The 18,356-nt window shown below is 40.2% G+C and carries 14 protein-coding genes; 1 reads left to right on the top strand and 13 read right to left on the bottom strand.

Annotated elements, in window-relative coordinates; genetic code table 11:
• Positions 1 to 53: 53 nt before the first annotated feature.
• The 13 genes from JJN12_RS02570 to JJN12_RS02510 form a co-directional block, all read right to left on the bottom strand.
• Positions 54 to 1,100: an aldose epimerase family protein gene (locus tag JJN12_RS02570; RefSeq protein WP_208428230.1), complete on the bottom strand. Its 1,047-nt coding sequence runs from the start codon at positions 1,098 to 1,100 to the stop codon at positions 54 to 56.
• Positions 1,101 to 1,262: 162 nt separating this feature from the next.
• Positions 1,263 to 3,053: an aspartate--tRNA ligase gene (gene aspS, locus JJN12_RS02565; protein WP_208428229.1), complete on the bottom strand. Its 1,791-nt coding sequence runs from the start codon at positions 3,051 to 3,053 to the stop codon at positions 1,263 to 1,265.
• Between the two features lie 62 nt (positions 3,054 to 3,115).
• On the bottom strand, positions 3,116 to 3,382 hold the full coding sequence (locus JJN12_RS02560) for a hypothetical protein (protein WP_208428228.1): 267 nt from the start codon (positions 3,380 to 3,382) through the stop codon (positions 3,116 to 3,118).
• A gap of 12 nt (positions 3,383 to 3,394) precedes the next feature.
• Positions 3,395 to 4,645: a histidine--tRNA ligase gene (gene hisS, locus JJN12_RS02555; RefSeq protein ID WP_208428227.1), complete on the bottom strand. Its 1,251-nt coding sequence runs from the start codon at positions 4,643 to 4,645 to the stop codon at positions 3,395 to 3,397.
• An 8-nt stretch (positions 4,646 to 4,653) separates the two neighbouring features.
• On the bottom strand, positions 4,654 to 5,313 hold the full coding sequence (locus JJN12_RS02550) for an HD-GYP domain-containing protein (protein WP_208428226.1): 660 nt from the start codon (positions 5,311 to 5,313) through the stop codon (positions 4,654 to 4,656).
• The gene (gene hemZ, locus JJN12_RS02545) at positions 5,313 to 6,800 is read right to left on the bottom strand and encodes a coproporphyrinogen dehydrogenase HemZ (protein ID WP_208428225.1); all 1,488 of its coding nucleotides are present in this window, start codon (positions 6,798 to 6,800) and stop codon (positions 5,313 to 5,315) included. The genes JJN12_RS02550 and hemZ overlap by 1 nt, the downstream gene beginning before the upstream one ends.
• A gap of 117 nt (positions 6,801 to 6,917) precedes the next feature.
• Entirely contained in the window at positions 6,918 to 7,565 is a 648-nt protein-coding gene (locus tag JJN12_RS02540; protein ID WP_208428224.1) for an MBL fold metallo-hydrolase, read from the bottom strand.
• The gene (locus JJN12_RS02535; protein WP_208430291.1) at positions 7,565 to 9,856 is read right to left on the bottom strand and encodes a RelA/SpoT family protein; all 2,292 of its coding nucleotides are present in this window, start codon (positions 9,854 to 9,856) and stop codon (positions 7,565 to 7,567) included. The genes JJN12_RS02540 and JJN12_RS02535 overlap by 1 nt, the downstream gene beginning before the upstream one ends.
• Before the next feature lie 153 nt (positions 9,857 to 10,009).
• Positions 10,010 to 10,855 carry an undecaprenyl-diphosphate phosphatase gene (locus tag JJN12_RS02530; protein WP_208428223.1) on the bottom strand — a complete coding sequence of 282 codons (846 nt, stop codon included), beginning with the start codon at positions 10,853 to 10,855 and terminating at the stop codon, positions 10,010 to 10,012.
• 103 nt (positions 10,856 to 10,958) lie between these two features.
• A complete protein-coding gene (locus JJN12_RS02525) occupies positions 10,959 to 11,483 on the bottom strand; it encodes an adenine phosphoribosyltransferase (protein WP_208428222.1) in 525 nt (174 codons plus the stop codon).
• Between the two features lie 39 nt (positions 11,484 to 11,522).
• Positions 11,523 to 14,096, bottom strand: a complete 2,574-nt coding sequence (secA, locus tag JJN12_RS02520; RefSeq protein WP_236013658.1) for a preprotein translocase subunit SecA — start codon at positions 14,094 to 14,096, stop codon at positions 11,523 to 11,525.
• A gap of 181 nt (positions 14,097 to 14,277) precedes the next feature.
• Positions 14,278 to 14,805: a ribosome hibernation-promoting factor, HPF/YfiA family gene (gene hpf / locus JJN12_RS02515; protein WP_208428221.1), complete on the bottom strand. Its 528-nt coding sequence runs from the start codon at positions 14,803 to 14,805 to the stop codon at positions 14,278 to 14,280.
• A gap of 708 nt (positions 14,806 to 15,513) precedes the next feature.
• Positions 15,514 to 17,010 carry a C40 family peptidase gene (locus JJN12_RS02510; protein WP_208428220.1) on the bottom strand — a complete coding sequence of 499 codons (1,497 nt, stop codon included), beginning with the start codon at positions 17,008 to 17,010 and terminating at the stop codon, positions 15,514 to 15,516.
• Positions 17,011 to 17,428: 418 nt separating this feature from the next.
• Between JJN12_RS02510 and JJN12_RS02505 the strand changes: the two genes are divergently transcribed.
• Positions 17,429 to 18,355, top strand: a complete 927-nt coding sequence (locus tag JJN12_RS02505; RefSeq protein WP_208428219.1) for a nucleotidyltransferase family protein — start codon at positions 17,429 to 17,431, stop codon at positions 18,353 to 18,355.
• The last annotated feature ends 1 nt before the right edge of the window (position 18,356 follow it).

The following is an 18,356-nucleotide window of genomic DNA, read 5'->3' as shown; positions in this document are numbered from 1 at the left end:
TATTTTGGCGGTGTTGTAAAACAATATTAAATGTTTTTTAACAACAGATGAATTTATGCCATAAACTTAAATACTGTAGTGCTTCTATACTCCTCTCCCGCACTTATTATGCTTGATACAAAGTTTTTCTCATTGCAGGCATTAGGAAAATACTGTGTTTCAAAGCAGCAGCCTGACCTTCTGCCGTATATAGCTCCCCTTTTTCCCTTCTTATTCTCAAGGAAATTGGCTGTATATACCTGCATTCCGGGCAAATCTGTCATCACTTCCATGGTTATTCCGCTCTTTTCAGAGGAGAACTCTGCCACCTTTTCTATCTCACCGAAAGTATGGTTTAAGACAAAGTTATGGTCATAGCCTCCCACAATCTTAATATAGTGATAGTCTGAGTCAACTCCCTCTCCCACGGTTTTAGCTACTCTTAAATCCATAGGAGTACTCTCTACTTCCACGAGCTCTCCTGTTGGAATCATATCCTCTCCTATAGCTGTAAACCTATCCGCATTTACGTAGAGTTTGTGTCCGAGGATATCTCCCTCTCCGTCTAAATTAAAGTAGCTGTGGTTGGTAGGATTAATAACAGTATCCTTATCAGATACCCCCCTGTATTCTAATATAAGTTCATTATCCTCTGTAAGTGTATAGGTTACGCTTAATTCTGCCTTACCCGGGAATCCCTGTTCCATATCCTTAAATGTACGCATAAATCTAACTCTTACAGCATATTCATCTTCAAAAACTTCAGCGTCAAACATCATATAGTGAGAGCGGTCACTTCCACTGTGGAGATTATTCTCTCCGTCATTCTTTTCAAGTTCATAGGTAACTCCGTCTATGCTTACTCTTGCTCCACCGATTCTGTTTGCATTTCTGCCTACAAAGCTACCCAGAGCCTCGGCATTATCATAATATCCTTCCACATTATCGTAGCCTAAGTTTACATCTACAGACCTTCCATTTTTATCAGGTACAATTATATCTTTTACTATGGCTCCAAGATTTAAGAGATTTACCTTCATTCCTCCCTCATTGCTAAGAGAATAACATTTCACTACTGATCCATCTTTTGCTTTCCCAAAATCACTTATTTCTACTTTCATAGCTTTCTCCTTAATTAATTTCCCATAAAATAAAATTGGTATATAGGCTATAGCCACTACACAGCCTCATAACCTATATACCATTTATTTCCCTATTATTAACTAAACATCCTGTTCAGCCTTATAATCAATCCGCAATCTTAAAATATGATATATTTATAACTAATCTTCTTTTGCTTTAATCTCAATTCCCAGTTCATCAAGCTGCTTTGTATCAACCCTGCCCGGTGAACCAAGCATAAGGTCCATTGCATCCTTATTCTTAGGAAAGGCTATTACCTCTCTTATATTTTCAGCCCCTGCAAGAAGCATTACAAATCTGTCCACTCCATAAGCAAGTCCTGCATGAGGAGGCACTCCGTACTTGAAGGCATCAAGGAGGAAGCCGAATCTGTTATGAGCCTCTTCCTTAGTAAAGCCAAGGAGTTCGAACATCTTCTCCTGTACATCATCCTGGTATATTCTTACAGAACCTCCACCAAGCTCATATCCGTTTAATACTATGTCATAAGCCTTTGCTCTAATATTACCCGGATCTGTGTCCGCATTTATCCAGTCTTCTTCCATAGGAGCAGTAAAAGGATGATGCTCAGCCTGGAATCTGTTTTCATCCTCATTCCAGCTAAGAAGAGGGAATTCCACTATCCAAAGGAAGTTAAACTTACTCTTGTCTATAAGTCCAAGCTCTTCGCCAAGGTCAAGTCTGAGTGCACCTAAGATATTCCATACAAGGGAAGTCTTGTCAGCTGCAAAAAGAAGTAAGTCTCCCTTTTCACCCTTCATAGCCTGAACAAGCTTATCAAGCTCTTCTTCTGTCATAAACTTTGAGAAAGATGACTTGTAAGTGCCGTCTTCATTTACAGCAAGATATGCAAGTCCCTTGGCACCAAAGCCCTTAGCCTTGTCTACAAGCGCATCAATCTTCTTACGAGGCATAGCTGCCTGTCCCTTTACATTGATACCTCTTACACTTCCGTTTTTCATTTCAAGAGCTGAAGTAAATACTCCAAAACCACAGCCCCTTACTACCTCAGATACGTCTACAAGCTTCATCTCAAATCTTGTATCAGGCTTGTCTGAGCCATAGTCATTCATTGCATCCTTCCACTTCATCCTAGGAAGAGGAAGCTCTATGTCTATGCCCTTTGTTTCCTTCATAATATGCTTTATAAGACGCTCATTTACATCAAGCACATCATCTACATCTACGAAAGAAAGCTCCATGTCTGCCTGAGTAAATTCAGGCTGTCTGTCAGCTCTAAGGTCCTCATCTCTAAAGCATCTTGCTATCTGGAAATATCTGTCAAAGCCTGAAAGCATAAGAAGCTGTTTAAGCACCTGTGGTGACTGTGGAAGAGCGTAAAAACATCCCTGATTTACACGGCTAGGTACAAGGTAATCTCTTGCCCCTTCAGGAGTAGAGTTACACATAATAGGAGTCTCTATCTCTAAAAATCCCTCATCTGCCATAAAGTCACGCATAAGGCGGAGCACCCTGCTCTTTAGCATAAGCTTCTCCTGCATATCAGGTCTTCTTAGGTCAAGATATCTGTATTTAAGTCTTAATTCCTCCTTGGTCTTAAGGTCGTTTACTATCTCAAAAGGTGTTGTCTCTGCCTCAGAGAGTATCCTCGTTTCTTTAACTCTTATCTCTATATAACCCGTAGGTATATTCTCATTGACAGCTGTTCTCTCGGTTACTACTCCTGTAGCAGCAACAACATACTCATTACGAAGCTTTGCTGCCTTTTCAAATACTTCACTTCCGCAGTCCTGCTCCTCATATACAAGCTGTAAGATACCTGAACGGTCTCTAAGGTCTATGAAAATAAGACCTCCCTTATTCCTATATTTAGCGACCCAGCCCATTACCGTAACCATCTTACCCACGTCAGCCTTGCTAAGCTCAGTACATCTGTGGGTCCTTTTCATACCCTTCATTGATTCTGCCATTGTTTCATCCTCTTTTTATAAAGTTTTGTTAAGCCCATTACTCGGCTAAGTTTCGATATATCTTAAATCCCATGCCTCATTGAAAATAATTTATCATATAAATAAGGCATATTGGGAATATTATATGTCATTCCGTCCACAAATACTATTTCCATCCTTTTGCGTCTATAAAGAAAAACACTCTTAACCTGAGGCAGCCAGCCTAAGAAAAGCTGGCATTCCAAGTTGCCGTCAGGAAGTAAGTATGTCAGGATTTCCGTGGGAGTAAGCTCATTAAATATCTGCCTCTCAGAATCCCAAACCATCACGTTTCCGTCTCTGCCCATCATATTCTTATCTCCTTATCCGCAAATAAACTTTGCTTCCAAATCCTTTAGATTTACTTCAGTCTGGGTCCCTGTCTCCATTTCCTTTAGCATAACTACACCACTCTCTATCTCATTCTCACCAATAACCACAGCAAAGTCTACTCCAAGCTTATTCGCATACTTCATCTGTGCCTTTACCGAACGGTCGAGATAATCAGTTTCCACGATAATACCCTTATTTCTAAGCCTTGTAACTATTTCAAAAGCCCTGCCTCTAACTTCATCACCCATTACACCCACATATAGCTTAGGATGAGGCATTTCACCGAGGTTTACTCCCTCTTTATCAAGAAAATAAAGTATACGCTCGATACCCATACCAAATCCAACCGCAGGAATATCCTGCTTACCGTCTATTTCTTTGATAAGTCCGTCATACCTTCCGCCTCCACAGAGGGTGAAGCCATCCTTATCCACAAATTCAAATACTGTCTTAGTGTAGTAGTCAAGCCCTCTTACTATCCCCGTATCTACTTCATAAGGGATGCCTAGCTCACTTAGCATAGTCTTTAATTTCTCAAAATGCTCCCTACACTCTTCATCAAGGAAGTCGATTGTCCTTGGAGCCTTCTCGACTATAGCCTTACAGCTTGGTACCTTACAGTCAATTACTCTTAAAGGATTCTTCTTCATCCTCACCTTACAATCATCGCAAAGCTCATCTTCATAGTCTTTTAGATAGTTCACAAGGGCATCATTGTAATCCTTTCTACACTTTCCGTAACCTATGCTGTTAATGTGAAGCTTTACATCCTTTAAGCCAATTCTTTTAATAAATTCGCTTATAAGGGTAATAAGCTCAACCTCAACTATAGGCTCGGGAGAACCTACAAACTCCACTCCAAACTGGTGGTGCTGTCTAAGCCTGCCACTCTGCGGTCTCTCATATCTGAAAGCCTGTGTAAAGTAGAACATCTTGATAGGCTGTGGAAGCGCATAGAGATTATTTTCAAGATAAGCCCTTATAGTTCCCGCTGTTCCTTCGGGCTTAAGGCTTATTTCTCTGTCACCCTTGTCCTTAAAGGTGTACATTTCTTTTTGTACTACATCTGTAGTATCGCCCACGCTTCTGTTGAATAATACCGTATGTTCAAATGCAGGAGTAATTATCTCTCCCATATTGTAAGCAGAGCAAAGCTCTCTTGCTATAGCTTCTATCCTGGTGCGTTTCCACATATTTTCCCCAAACCAGTCCTGGGTTCCCTTCGGTCTGTTTGTAATCATATCTCTCCTTACCACAAATCTAAATTGACTGATGTTTTTTGATAAATGTTTTTGCTGCTCTTTTTGTTTTCTTCTATTATCTTAGAAAGCTTACCAAAGCTTTCGCTGTTTACTATCCTTTGTAAGGCTAGAAAACAAGCCATATCATAGTTCTTAATCTCCTTTATCATAAGCCTAATCGCCTTATCTACTGTAAAGGCATCCCTATAAGGCCTGTGTGCTACCAGAGCACCGAATACATCGCATATCCTAAGTATTCTTGCTCCAAGCGGTATGTTTTCTCCTTTTAGGTTGTTAGGATAGCCAGAGCCGTCATAGTTCTCGTGATGATAAAGAACTGCATCAAGTATGGTATGCTCATAGCCCTGTTTCTTTAGTATACCATAGCTTAGCACGGAGTGCATCCTTACATACTTAATTTCTTCAACCTTTAGCTCTCCATCCTTCCTTCCATAGAGATAGTTGGCTATGCGAAGCTTTCCTATATCGTGTAAAAGGCCTGCCTGAGCCATTTTTTCAACAAATTCAGGAGGCTCTCCTAACTCCTTTGCCACCATTTCAGCCAGATTGCTTACAACTATACCGTGTTTCATCAGGTCATCCAAATCAATTTCTAAAACAATTTCGTGGGACAGCTTACAGCCTGAATTGATATCAGCTTTAATCATTATAGCATCTCTCCAAATTCTTCTAAAAATTTTCTTTTACGCTCAATCATCTCATCAATTCGTTCAATATAGTCCATAACAAATTTTACATTTTCAGTACGCTCGATTCTACCTCCATCCCTAAATACAAACTTACAGGACGAGCCTGCTCCAAGTCCTATGATAGGGTGTTTTTCTTCCATAATAAGAACGTTGTAGAGGCCTTCCTTACCGGGTCTTGCATAGCCTACATTTTCAAGGTTGTCAGCTATATTTTTCTGCCTGTAAAGATAATATGGCTCATAACCGTTTTCCCTTGCATATTCATAAGTTAACTCCTGCTGCCTTGCAGTATCCATAGGGATGACATCTGAAAGTTCATCAAGCTTTAGCTTAAGTGATGCCGCCCTCTTTATTGCAAGTGCGTGTACTGTAAGATCATCAGGGTTTAGCTTTTTTATCTCAGATAATGTGTATTCGGTATCCTTTACACTCTCTCCCGGGAGCCCCACAATGAGGTCCATATTGATATCTTCCATCCCCTCTTCTCTAGCCATATGAAAGGCAGTCCTTACTGACTCAGCATCGTGCATCCTTCCTATGAACTTAAGTGTTTTATCAGACATGGTCTGAGGGTTGATGGACATACGCTTTACGCCAAGCCTTTTCATTACTTTAAGCTTCTCTCTCGTAATGCTGTCAGGTCTTCCCGCTTCTACGGTAAATTCCTTAACCCCTGCCATAGGAAACTTCGTATTGATGTAGTCAATTAGAATCTCTAACTCCTCCGCAGAAAGTGCGGTGGGAGTACCTCCTCCTATGTAGAGAGTTGTGAGCTTTTTATGAGGCAGGATTGTAGATGCAAAATCTATTTCCTTGAAAAGCGCCTTTAAGTACTCTCCTACCTTTTTCTTGTATGTACCAATTGGATAAGAGGTAAATGAACAGTATAGACAGGTAGTTGGACAAAATGGAATTCCTATATAAATGCTGTATCCATTTTTATAATCCATTTCCCTTAAAAGAGAATTCTCCTTTTTAGCTATCTCTATAGAAAGCTCTGTCTTCTCCTCTCCACATAGATACTGCTCGTGGTAAAACTTTCTTACTTCATCTTCAGACCTACCCTCTTCAATATAGTCACAGGCTATCTTAGTCGGACGGATTCCGGTAAGAGTCCCCCAAGGAAGCTCTTCTTTCGTATATTCTTTTAGTATAGCATATAGTACCTTTTTTAGTTCGTTTTTGTATAATCTTCTATCCTCTTCAACTTCGCTATACTCATATTTTTTTCTGACAGTTCTCTTTGCATCATCTTTGAACCACATTTCTATCAGTTTTTCATCATTGTGAACTGACAAAACAAAGTTCGAAACTGTGACATCTACCTTCTCAGGCTCTTCAAAGTCACATATAATGACCTTCATATCTTCCCTGCTAAAAAATGCTCGAACCAAAGGCCTTATATCCTGTTCAAAGGATGCGTCTTCAAGTCTGATTTCAATCATCCGATTATCTTTCTAAATTTATATTTCTTACGCTACTGAATGCTTTCACATTCATTTTTTAGTTGCACACCCTAAGTGAATAATCCTTTGGAAAGCTTCATTATCCCAACCCTAGGACTATCTCAAATATGGATTATGCATTATCTCTCTTTCAATGGTTGTGGCAGCTCCATGCCCCGGAAATACTGCTGTATCAGGAGGCAGCTTCTTAATCACTTCATTAAGCGTCCTTTTCATTGTGTCTTCATTTCCTGTAGGTAAATCAACCCTGCCCACACTTCCCGCAAACAGGGTATCTCCCGTAAAGGCAGCCTTCTTAAAAGCCTCATTATCAGCGAGGTCTTCCGTATAAAAGCTGATACTTCCCACAGTATGCCCCGGAGTATACAGGACCTTAAACTTAAGGTCTTCAAACCGAAGCTCATCGCCACCTTTTACATACTCGTCAGCCTCTAATGTAAAATCCTCTCCTAAGAATCTTCTCGAGAGATTAAGATTAGAATCCTCTAAGAGCTGCCTGTCAGCCTCTCCTGCATAGATTTTGATGCCATACTTCTTAACAAGGGCAGGCGCAGCCATAATATGGTCAAAATGGCCGTGAGTAAAAAGGATAGCAAGTGGCTTTGCCTTCCTCTCCTCAATGCAGTCTATTATCCTCTCTGCCTCATCAGATGGATCTATAATGAGGCAGTTTCCATTGTAAAATACTAAATATACATTTGTGCTTACCATTCCAAGCACCAGCTTTTCAACTTCTATCTTCATCAGCCTGCTGTCCTCTCTATATCGATTACTCCGTCAAGGCTTCTAAGCTTTGAGGTAAGACTGTTTAGATGGTTTCTTCCTTTTATCTCAAACATCAAATCAAGAGTAGCTATTCCCTGCTTATTGGTTCTCGCAGAAACCGAAGTTATATCGATGCCGGCCTCTGTAAACACTCTTGACACCTCAATAAGAAGTCCACTTCTGTTGTTTGCATACACCTTTATTTCAGTAGTGTAGAGCTTATCTGTCTGAGAAGTGGCCTCAGGCGACCATTCAGCCTCAATAAGCCTCTTCCTGTCCTCCTCCAGAAGATTCATCACATTGATACAGTCAGTTCTATGTATGGAAATTCCCCTTCCTCTGGTCACAAAGCCGACAATTTCATCACCCGGTACCGGAGAGCAGCATTTTGAAAAATGAACAGCCACGTCATGTATGCCCTTTACTACTATTCCGCCCTTAGAACGGCTGGTCTTTGCCGGAGTAACGGACTGGTCTTCATATTTATCAAGAATATCATCATCCGTTAGTTCAGATATTTCTTTTTTCTTCTTTTCTTCTACTAACTTGTTGATAATCTGCCCTTCTTTTAGGCCTCCACGCCCAACAGCGGCACATATAGACTCCCAGTCCTTAAAGCCATACTTCTGCATACAAACCTGCATAAATTCAGGCTTTAAGAGGTCACTTAGTACATAGGCATGAGACTTAGCGTAGTTAGCCATAAGCTCTTTACCGCGGGTTATGTTGTCTTCCTTAAGCTCTGTCTTAAACCACTGATTTATCTTAGACCGTGCCTGAGTACTCTTTACCAGCTTAAGCCAGTCAAGGCTGGGACCTTTTGAATTCTGGCTGGTTATAATCTCAATTCTGTCGCCGTTTTGGATAACATAGTCAATGGTCACAAGTCTGCCGTTTGCCCTTGCACCAACCATCTTATTACCTACAGCTGAATGGATGCTGTAAGCAAAGTCTATAGGTGTAGAACCAACAGGCAGATTCTTCACATCTCCTGTAGGAGTAAAGCAGTATACACTATCCGAGAAGAGGTTTAGGTCATCTTTAATGACGCTTAAGAACTCCTTATTATCAGACATGTCCTTCTGCCATTCAAGTATCTGTCTAAGCCAGTTATACTTTGCTTCCTCGCTGGCCTTATTGTTCTTACCGTCACTGCCTTCCTTGTATTTCCAATGGGCTGCAATACCATATTCAGCCGTTCTATGCATGTCGTAGGTACGAATCTGAATCTCAAAAGGCTGCCCCTTAGGCCCTATTACGGTAGTATGCAAGGACTGATACATGTTGGACTTAGGCATAGCTATATAGTCCTTAAACCTGCCTGGAATAGGCACATACATCTCGTGTATTACACCGAGGGAGGCATAACAGTCCTTGAGGCTGTCCACTATTATTCTGATTGCAAATACATCATAAATCTGGTCAAGGGTTTTATTCTGATTTACCATTTTCTTGTAAATGCTGAAATAATGCTTAACCCTGCCTCCGATAGTAGCTTCTATTCCTGCTGCCTTAATGTGCTCAGCCACTTCCTGTTCTATAGACTTTATAAATTCACCTTTTTCAAGGGCTTTTTCTCTGATTTTTTCATCCAAATCCTTGTATACATCAGGATGAAGGTATTTCAAGGATAAGTCATCCAGTTCAACTTTAATCTTGCTGATACCAAGTCTTTGTGCAATAGGAGAATATATGTCCATAGTCTCCCTGGACTTTTCTATCTGCTTTGCAGGAGACTGATACTCCATAGTACGCATATTGTGAAGTCTATCAGCAAGCTTAATAAGGATGACCCTTATGTCCTTTGCCATAGCAAGGAACATCTTACGAAGGTTCTCAGCCTGAACATCTACCTTATCTTTTGAATACTGTAATTGAGTTAACTTGGTAACTCCGTCAACCAGAAGAAGAACTTCTTCTCCAAAAATATCCTTTATTTCTTCAGGAGAACAGGCCGTGTCTTCAATGACATCGTGTAATATTCCTGCTATGATGGTTTCTTTGTCAAGCTCAAGCTCTGCAAGTATGATAGCTACGCATAGAGGATGGCAGATATAAGGCTCTCCGGACTTTCTAAGCTGTCCCTCGTGACAGCTGTCGGCAAGTTCATAGGCTTTTTTAATAAGGCTGATATCTGTTGAAGGATGATATTCGTATATGGTCTTAACTAACTTATCAAAAAGTTCTTCCTTAGGCGTAAATTCCGCAAACGAATCAAGCTCCTTTTCAGAAGCCATCATTTTTTTCTTAATACTCTCATTGGAAGACATGTAATCAGTTATCTTACTTCTTACCTCTTCCGCATCTTTTACAACTATTTTTTCGTTATCTGCCATATACCTTACCTAAGCCTAAAAAGACCATCCTTTCTTATCGGATATTTATGAAGACTATTATATTTCCATTAGCTCTAAAAATCAAGATTAGCGCAAAGCTTGGTAGATTATTACCACTATACCTAAAGCTATTCTATACCAGCCAAAAGGCATGAAATTCTTCTTTTTGATATAGTTCATCAATCCTCCTATTACAAATATTGAAACCACAAAGGCTGTAACAATGCCAATTATAAGTATCATGACTTCAAGACCGGTGAATGCTATCCCCCCTGCAAACAGATACTTTACAGTCTTTAAGAGGCTCGCTCCAAACATAACAGGAATAGCAAGGAAAAATGTAAACTCAGCTGCTACCTTTCTTGAGAGCCCCAACATAAGCCCGCCTATTATGGTAGCTCCGGACCTTGATGTCCCCGGGAATATAGCTGCCAAAAGCTGAAACACTCCTATTATGAGAGCTTCCTTATATGTTATGTCAGACAGCTTAGTTACCGTTGTTTTCTTCATATAAGCAAATCTTCCTTCAATAAGTATGAAGATAACTCCCACCACTATAAGTGCAGCTGCTACCATACTCGGATTGTAGAAATGTTCGTCTATGAAGTCATCGAGGGCAATACCTACTATAGCAGCGGGAAGGCAGGCAATAACTATCTTCGCCCACAATTTCATAGTCCCCATTTTGAGGTATTTTTTACCCTTTACTTCCTTAACAGGCCATAGTTTATTCCAGAAAAGTAATACTACAGCCATAATGGCTCCCAGCTGAATAACCACATTAAACATCTTCCAGAAGCCTTCAGATACATTTAAGGGCATAATATCCTGTAAGATTATCATGTGCCCTGTAGAGCTTACCGGAAGCCATTCTGTGATTCCTTCAACTACTCCAAATATAATAGCCTTTATTATTTCAACAATAACGCTCATATTTCCCCCGAATGAATATACTCTTAAGGTGCTTCTTTCACCCTGCCAAAACTCTCACAAAACAAAATGAGCGCCACAGAACTGACGCCCACTATAAGCAAATCTACTTTCCCGGATACTTTACTATAGAAACCATGTCATAGTTCTTAAGCTTCTCTCTCCCTTTAAGACCTTCAAGCTCTATAAGGAAAACTATCTTAGCTACCTTCCCGCCAAGCTTCTCAATAAGCTTACATATGGCCTCTGTAGTTCCTCCGGTTGCAATCAAATCATCAACGATAACAACCTTATCTCCGGGCTTTATCGCATCTTTATGGACTTCAAGCTCAGCTGATCCGTATTCAAGGTCATACTCTACAGATACGGTTTCTCCTGGCAGCTTACCCTTTTTTCTTACAGGTACGAAAGCCTTATGCATGTTGTAGGCTATAGGTACTCCAAAGATAAATCCTCTTGACTCAGGTCCGATAACAATGTCAAAGTCTTCATCACCGAGTGCAGCTGCCATCTGGTCAACTGCCATCCTTAGTCCGTCCTTGTCAGACAGGACTGTGCTTATATCCCTAAACATAACCCCTTCTTCAGGGAAATTAGGTATTGTTCTAATGTAGTCTTCGATTTTTTTCATTATGTCTGTAACTCCATTCAAAAGTTATTCATGTGATAACTAATTAGTCCTTCCACAGCAATGTTTGTACTTTCTTCCACTTCCACAAGGACAAGGATCATTAGGACCAATCTTCTTTTCAGCCCTTCTTACAGGTGCCTTACCTACAGATTCATCCTTGTTGGTTCCGGTTACCTTTACAACCTCTTCCCTCTCAACAGGCTCCTCAATCCTTACATGCATAAGGGCACGTACAGTATCTTCACTGATTGCAGTAGTCATGTCATCAAACATATCGTAGCCTGCAAACTTATACTCTACAAGAGGATCCTTCTGTCCGAGAGCTGCAAGTCCGATACCCTGGCGAAGCTGATCCATATCGTCTATGTGTGACATCCACTTGGTATCAATAACCTTAAGAAGGATAACACGCTCAATCTCTCTTAACTGCTCAGGCTCTGGGAACTCAGCCTCTTTCTCCTCATAAAGCTTAACTGCCTGCTCCTTAAGCTTCTGAACCAGGTCACTCTTTCTCATGTGCTTACGCTCTTCTTCTGTAAGCTTAATCTCTTCAAATGGGAAGATAGGCAAAAGCAAACGGTTAAGTTCAGCAATATCCCAGTCTTCTGCAACAGAATCATCACCTATGCACATATTTACCTTGTTCTCAACAGTTTCGGTTATCATCTTGTAGACAACCTCTCTCATGCTGTCTCCGTCAAGTACCCTTCTTCTCTCCGCATATATAATCTCTCTCTGCTCATTGTTTACCTTATCGTAATCAAGGAGGTTCTTACGGATACTGAAGTTGTTGCTCTCTATCTTCTTCTGCGCTCTTTCGATAGCGCCTGTAAGCATCTTGTGGTTAAGCTCCTCACCTTCAGGAAGCTTCATAGTATCAAACAAGGTCTTAAGCTTCTCTGAACCAAAGAGTCTCATAAGGTCGTCTTCAAGGGAGAGATAGAACTTAGACTCACCCACGTCACCCTGTCTACCTGCACGACCACGGAGCTGGTTGTCTATACGTCTTGACTCGTGGCGCTCAGTACCTATGATTCTGAGGCCTCCAAGTTCAAGCACACCTTCACCAAGCTTAATATCGGTACCACGGCCTGCCATGTTGGTCGCAATTGTTACATTTCCCTTCTGACCTGCCTCCGCAACTATCTCAGCCTCGAGTTCATGGAACTTAGCATTAAGTACCTTGTGAGGGATATGCCTCTTCTTCAGCATATCTGAGAGTTCCTCGGACTTTTCAATGGAAATGGTACCTACGAGTACAGGCTGTCCCTTCTCGTAAGCCTCTGCTATGTTATCAACAATGGCATTAAGTTTTTCTTTTCTTGTCTTGTATACGGCATCATCATGGTCAATTCTCTGTATAGGACGGTTAGTAGGAATGGTAATAACATCCATACCGTAGATATCCCTAAACTCCTTTTCCTCAGTAAGAGCTGTACCTGTCATACCTGCTTTCTTCTTATACTTATTGAAGAAGTTCTGGAAGGTAATAGTTGCAAGAGTACGGCTTTCCCTATTAACCTTAACCTTTTCCTTAGCCTCTATAGCCTGGTGTAGACCATCCGAATATCTTCTTCCCGGCATTACACGGCCTGTAAATTCATCAACTATAAGAACTTCGTCATCCTTAACTATATAGTCTTTATCCTTAAACATAAGGTTGTGCGCACGAAGAGCAAGGATGATATTATGCTGGATCTCAAGGTTTTCAGCATCAGCAAGGTTCTCTATGTTAAAGAATTTCTCTACCTTAGCCACACCATCGAGAGTAAGGCTTACATTCTTATCCTTTTCATTTACTATGAAATCACCTGTCTCAACTACATCTTCACCCATAATGGCATCAATCTTGCTTAGTTCCTTGTTTGCCTCGCCTTTTTTGAGCTGTCTTGCAAGAATATCACAAAGTTCATAAAGCTTGGTGGACTTTCCACTCTGTCCGGAAATGATAAGAGGAGTTCTAGCCTCATCAATAAGCACGGAGTCGACCTCGTCGATAACCGCATAGTGGAGGTCTCTCTGTACAAGCTGATTCTTATAGATAACCATGTTATCCCTAAGATAATCGAAACCAAGCTCATTGTTGGTAGCATAAGTAATATCGCAGTTATAAGCCTCTCTTCTTTCTTCAGGCTCCATATCATTTAATATACATCCAACTGTAAGCCCAAGGAAGGAATGAACCTGTCCCATCCATTCACTATCTCGCTTTGCCAGGTAGTCATTGACGGTAACTACGTGTACGCCCTTTCCTTCAAGTGCATTGAGGTAAACCGGCATGGTAGATACGAGAGTTTTACCTTCACCTGTACGCATCTCTGCAATTCTTCCCTGATGAAGAATGATACCACCCATAATCTGAACTCTGTATGGCTTCTGTTCGAGAGTTCTCCAGGCAGCCTCACGTACTACCGCAAAAGCCTCGATAAGGAGGTCGTCAAGGGTCTCACCCTTTGCGAGTCTTTCCTTAAACTCTGTTGTTTTAGCTTTTAATTCATCATCACTTAAAGCTTCCATTGCAGGTCCTAATTCTTCTATCTTATCCACTGCAAATTTAAGCTTCTTTACTTCTCTTTCACTATGACTTCCAAAAATCTTCTCAATAAAACTCATAATCTTCCTCTTTTGCTCGATTTTTCCCATTTTCTTGGGTTAAAATTTATATCGGTAAATCAGACTCACTTATATATCGTGATATATTTACTCATGCTATCCATTCTATCATTACTTTAGCAATGTTTCAATAAAAAAATGCCCCGAAGGGCATTTTTTACATTTTGTTCACAATCTCAGATTAAAATTCAGGCTCGATAAGACCGTAGTCTCCGCCTTTTCTCTTGTAAACAACATTCACTTCATCTGTTTCTGCGTTCCTAAATACATAGAAGCTATGGTTAAGAAGCTCCATCTGTACGCAAGCCTCTTCAGGATCCATAGGCTTCACTGCAAACCTCTTAGTCCTGATAACCTTCACATCCTCATCCTCATAGTCATCTTCCTGCATAAATTCGGAGGTAAAGCTTCCTACATTCTGCTTTGAATCAACTATCTTTGTTTTATATTTTCTAAGCTGTCTTTCGATTATATCTTCTATAAGATCAATAGATACATACATATCATCGCTTACCTGCTCAGCTCTTATGATATGTCCCTTCACCGGTACAGTTACCTCAACCTTCTGCCTGTCTTTCTCTACCTTAAGGGTAACATGAACCTCTGTATCCGGTGCGAAATAATGTTCAAGCTTACCAAGCTTCTCTTCAATAGCACTCCTAAGTCCGTCTGTAACGTTGGTACCTCTTCCTGTTATAACATATTTCATACAATACCTCTTTCTGCTGTAATACTTTGTTACAGCCTTGGTTTATACCCCATTAAATGGGTTTCGGGCTATCTTTATTATACAATAAAGTAATATAAAAATCAAATATATCTTAAAAAATTTTCTGCTCTATTCTATTTATTATCTGAATATTACTGTTATTATATCTAAAATGTTTCAAATAATATCTGTCAAGTCTGAATATACTTTTTTAGTGCATTTACACATTTTTATCAATACAGACAAAACAGATTTTCATCCTTGACAGGGTGGATATACCTTAAATTTTTGTGGATATTGTGGATAACTCTGTGTATAACCATTAATTGACTTAGTTTCGACATAAATCCTGTGGATAAACTTTGATGATTATCCACCTCAGAAATATTTATAACCTTGATACGCACAATTTAATTTTACATTTTTTGTGCAATTTATACAAAGCAGCCTTTGTCAAGTTTATTATAAACTTTCTTTAATTCAGAATATTCAGAACACTATTCTTAAGCAAGAAATGCCCGCTTCATAGGATTTACCTTTCCGCAACAGACTGCACAAGTATGTCTGCACATCTGAAAGGTATAAAGAATGCTGCTATATCTGAGTGTAAAAGAACTACCATATTTTCATAAAAAAAAGCTACCATATCTTTAGAATATCCAAATGGATAAATCTATAGATATGATAGCCTATAAAATTTCTATTTAATTACTTAACAATTCTTCTTGCGCAGCAAGGTGTCTGATGATATACAGATGATACTATGATACCTGTACGAGGAGTACTTGCGTGTACAACTCTTCCACCACCGATATAGATAGCAACGTGTGAAATGCTTCTTCCGTTGGCTGCATAGAATACTAAGTCTCCAGGCTGTAATTCACCCATGCCAACCGCATAGCCGTTAGAAGCCTGTGCTCTTGATGTTCTATTGAGGCCGATACCGAAGTTTGCGTATACTGACATTACAAATCCTGAACAGTCAGCACCTCTTGTAAGGCTTGTGCCGCCCCATACATAAGGATTGCCTACAAAGTTAAGTGCGAAGTTTGCGATATTCTGACCCTTTCCGCTTCCTGCTGCACTTGTCTGTACCTTAGCCTGTGTTTGTGTCTGTGCTACAGCCTTCTGTGTATTCTTGGTCTGTGCCTGAGTCTGTCTCTGTCTCTGTGCAGTCTGTCTCTGTGCTGCTGCCTGAGCCTGTGCCTGCTGTGCTGCCTGCTGCTGTCTTGCAGCTGCTGCATCCTGCTCAGCCTTAAGTGCTGCCTGCTGTGCCTCTAACGCTGCTTCAGCCGCTGCCTGTCTTGCTTCCTCAGCCTTTTCTTCCTTTATTGTAATAGCGTGCTTCCACTGAATCTTAACCTTTACATAGTCAGCTAAAACCCAACCGGTAATTTTGTCCTCGTCACCATCGCCATCGCTGACAGCAACCTCATACCAGTCACCCTTCTGCTTTAACACAAGGAGCTTCTCCCCTGCAGGAATCTGAGTTGCAATTCTTGAATCTGTATTTGCTTCAAATCTAACGTTAAGAGTCTCAACCTTAACCTCAGCTACCTTTGTACCATAATCATCTATAAGCTTTTCAGCATCAAAGCCTCTTGCTAAATATTCTGCTTTGATGAAGCCCTTGGCATTACCGGATTCAATCTTAACCCAGTCACCTTTAGTCTCAAGAATATCGCACTTGCTTCCTTTATAAAGCTTACCGATAATCTCGCTGTCTTCGCCTGCTTTCTTTCTTATATTTACATAAGGATCTGCGATTGAAATACCGATGTTCTCATACTTAGACTTAACTTCATCTTCAGTTGATTCCATCTCGTCGGCACTCTTATTTTCTTCCTCACCATCGTCAGAATCATCAGATGTCTGATCTGCACTTATAGCAGGTGCTGTAGCTGTCTGGTTATCCTCAACCACGCCTTCAAGTGTTTCAGTATCTAGACCAAATGCAGAAACTAAATCAGAATTAAAAGAACTAAGAACCTTGTCAACAGGAACTACTGAGTCAAGCTTAGCTTTAACTACTCTGTTCTCTCCCTGTACATAAGCGTTATCTACAAAAAGTGAAATACCTGCAAGTCCGCTAATCTTAGCGTTACTGCTAGCCTTAACTTCCCCATTATTTGAAAGCATTGCTGCTGATACTGCAACAACTGCCATTCCCATCCCACATCTGCGGATAAAATCTTTACGACGCATAAGTTTCCTCCTTGAAAAGAACCTTCATAACTTAATTTACAATCAATATGTTACAAATTTATTAACTGTACAAATGAAATAATACCACAGTAAAATTCTTTTGTCAACCTTTTGTAGATAATTTTTGAATTAAATCATGTAATTTTTGTAATAAATGTGTAATTCTTCCGCACCGGCTTTAGCTAAAACAATCCAGTATTTAAGCCTTATAAGAGATATAACCTGCCTTCTTAATATTTTTTTAATATTTGTAATATTTATATTTTTTCTTACTACGTTTGTAGAATTAATAATTTATAATATTTTATTCTACACGCATAGAACAATATTTCTTTTTCCTTTTGACTGTCACTACTCATTGTGTTATTATTATTATATACCCTAGCAAGGGATTAGATAAGATACGGGGGACTTTGGCATGAACATTACTTCCTTGGTAATAATGGCCGCAGGCATGGGGAGCAGATACGGCGGTATCAAGCAGCTTGACTCCTTTGGTCCGGGCGGTGAAATAATAATGGATTATTCTATTTTTGACGCCGTTAAAGCAGGCTTTGATAAGATTGTAATTATAATAAGAGAAGATATATATGATGATTTTATGGAAGTTATAGGAAAAAGGATAATGGAAGCTGCAAATGTTCCTATACATATTGCCTTCCAGTCCTTAGAGGACCTTCCAGATGGATATGACATTCCTAAAGGCCGTACAAAGCCTTGGGGCACCGGCCAGGCCATACTTTCCGTTAAGGAATACATAGATGAGCCTTTTCTTATAATAAATGCCGATGATTTCTATGGAAGGGAGCCTTATGTAAAATCCCAGATTTTCCTTTCAAACACAATACTTAACTTGGAAAAGCCAAGGTTTTGCCTGGCTGGTTATACCCTTAAGAACACTCTAAGCGACAACGGAAAGGTGACCAGGGGCATATGTAAATGCGATGAAGATGGAAAACTTATATCTATAGAAGAAACTTATGGTATAGAACGAGAGGGTGACACGGTGGTTGGGCTTGATGCTTTTGGCAATAAGCGGAGTCTCTCGTTAACTGATACCGCTTCAATGAATATGATGGGCTTTACCCCTTCAATCTTTCCTCTGCTTGAGAAAAAGTTTTTGGACTTTCTCGATAACCTTGATAAAAATGATCCTTTGAAGGCTGAGTTTCTAATACCAAATGCAGTTAATGAGCTCTTAAAAGACGGCGAGATAGATGTAGAGGTGGTAAAAACTTCAGCTAATTGGTTCGGAGTTACCTTTAAGGAGGATAGAGAGAAGGTGAAGGCGTCTCTAAATGACCTTATAGAGCATGCCGTCTACCCTACGCCACTTTGGAGGTAGT

This window comes from Catonella massiliensis (assembly GCF_016651435.1).
Classification (GTDB): Bacteria; Bacillota; Clostridia; order Lachnospirales; family Lachnospiraceae; genus Catonella; species Catonella massiliensis.
This window is presented reverse-complemented; position numbering and strand designations above follow the sequence as displayed.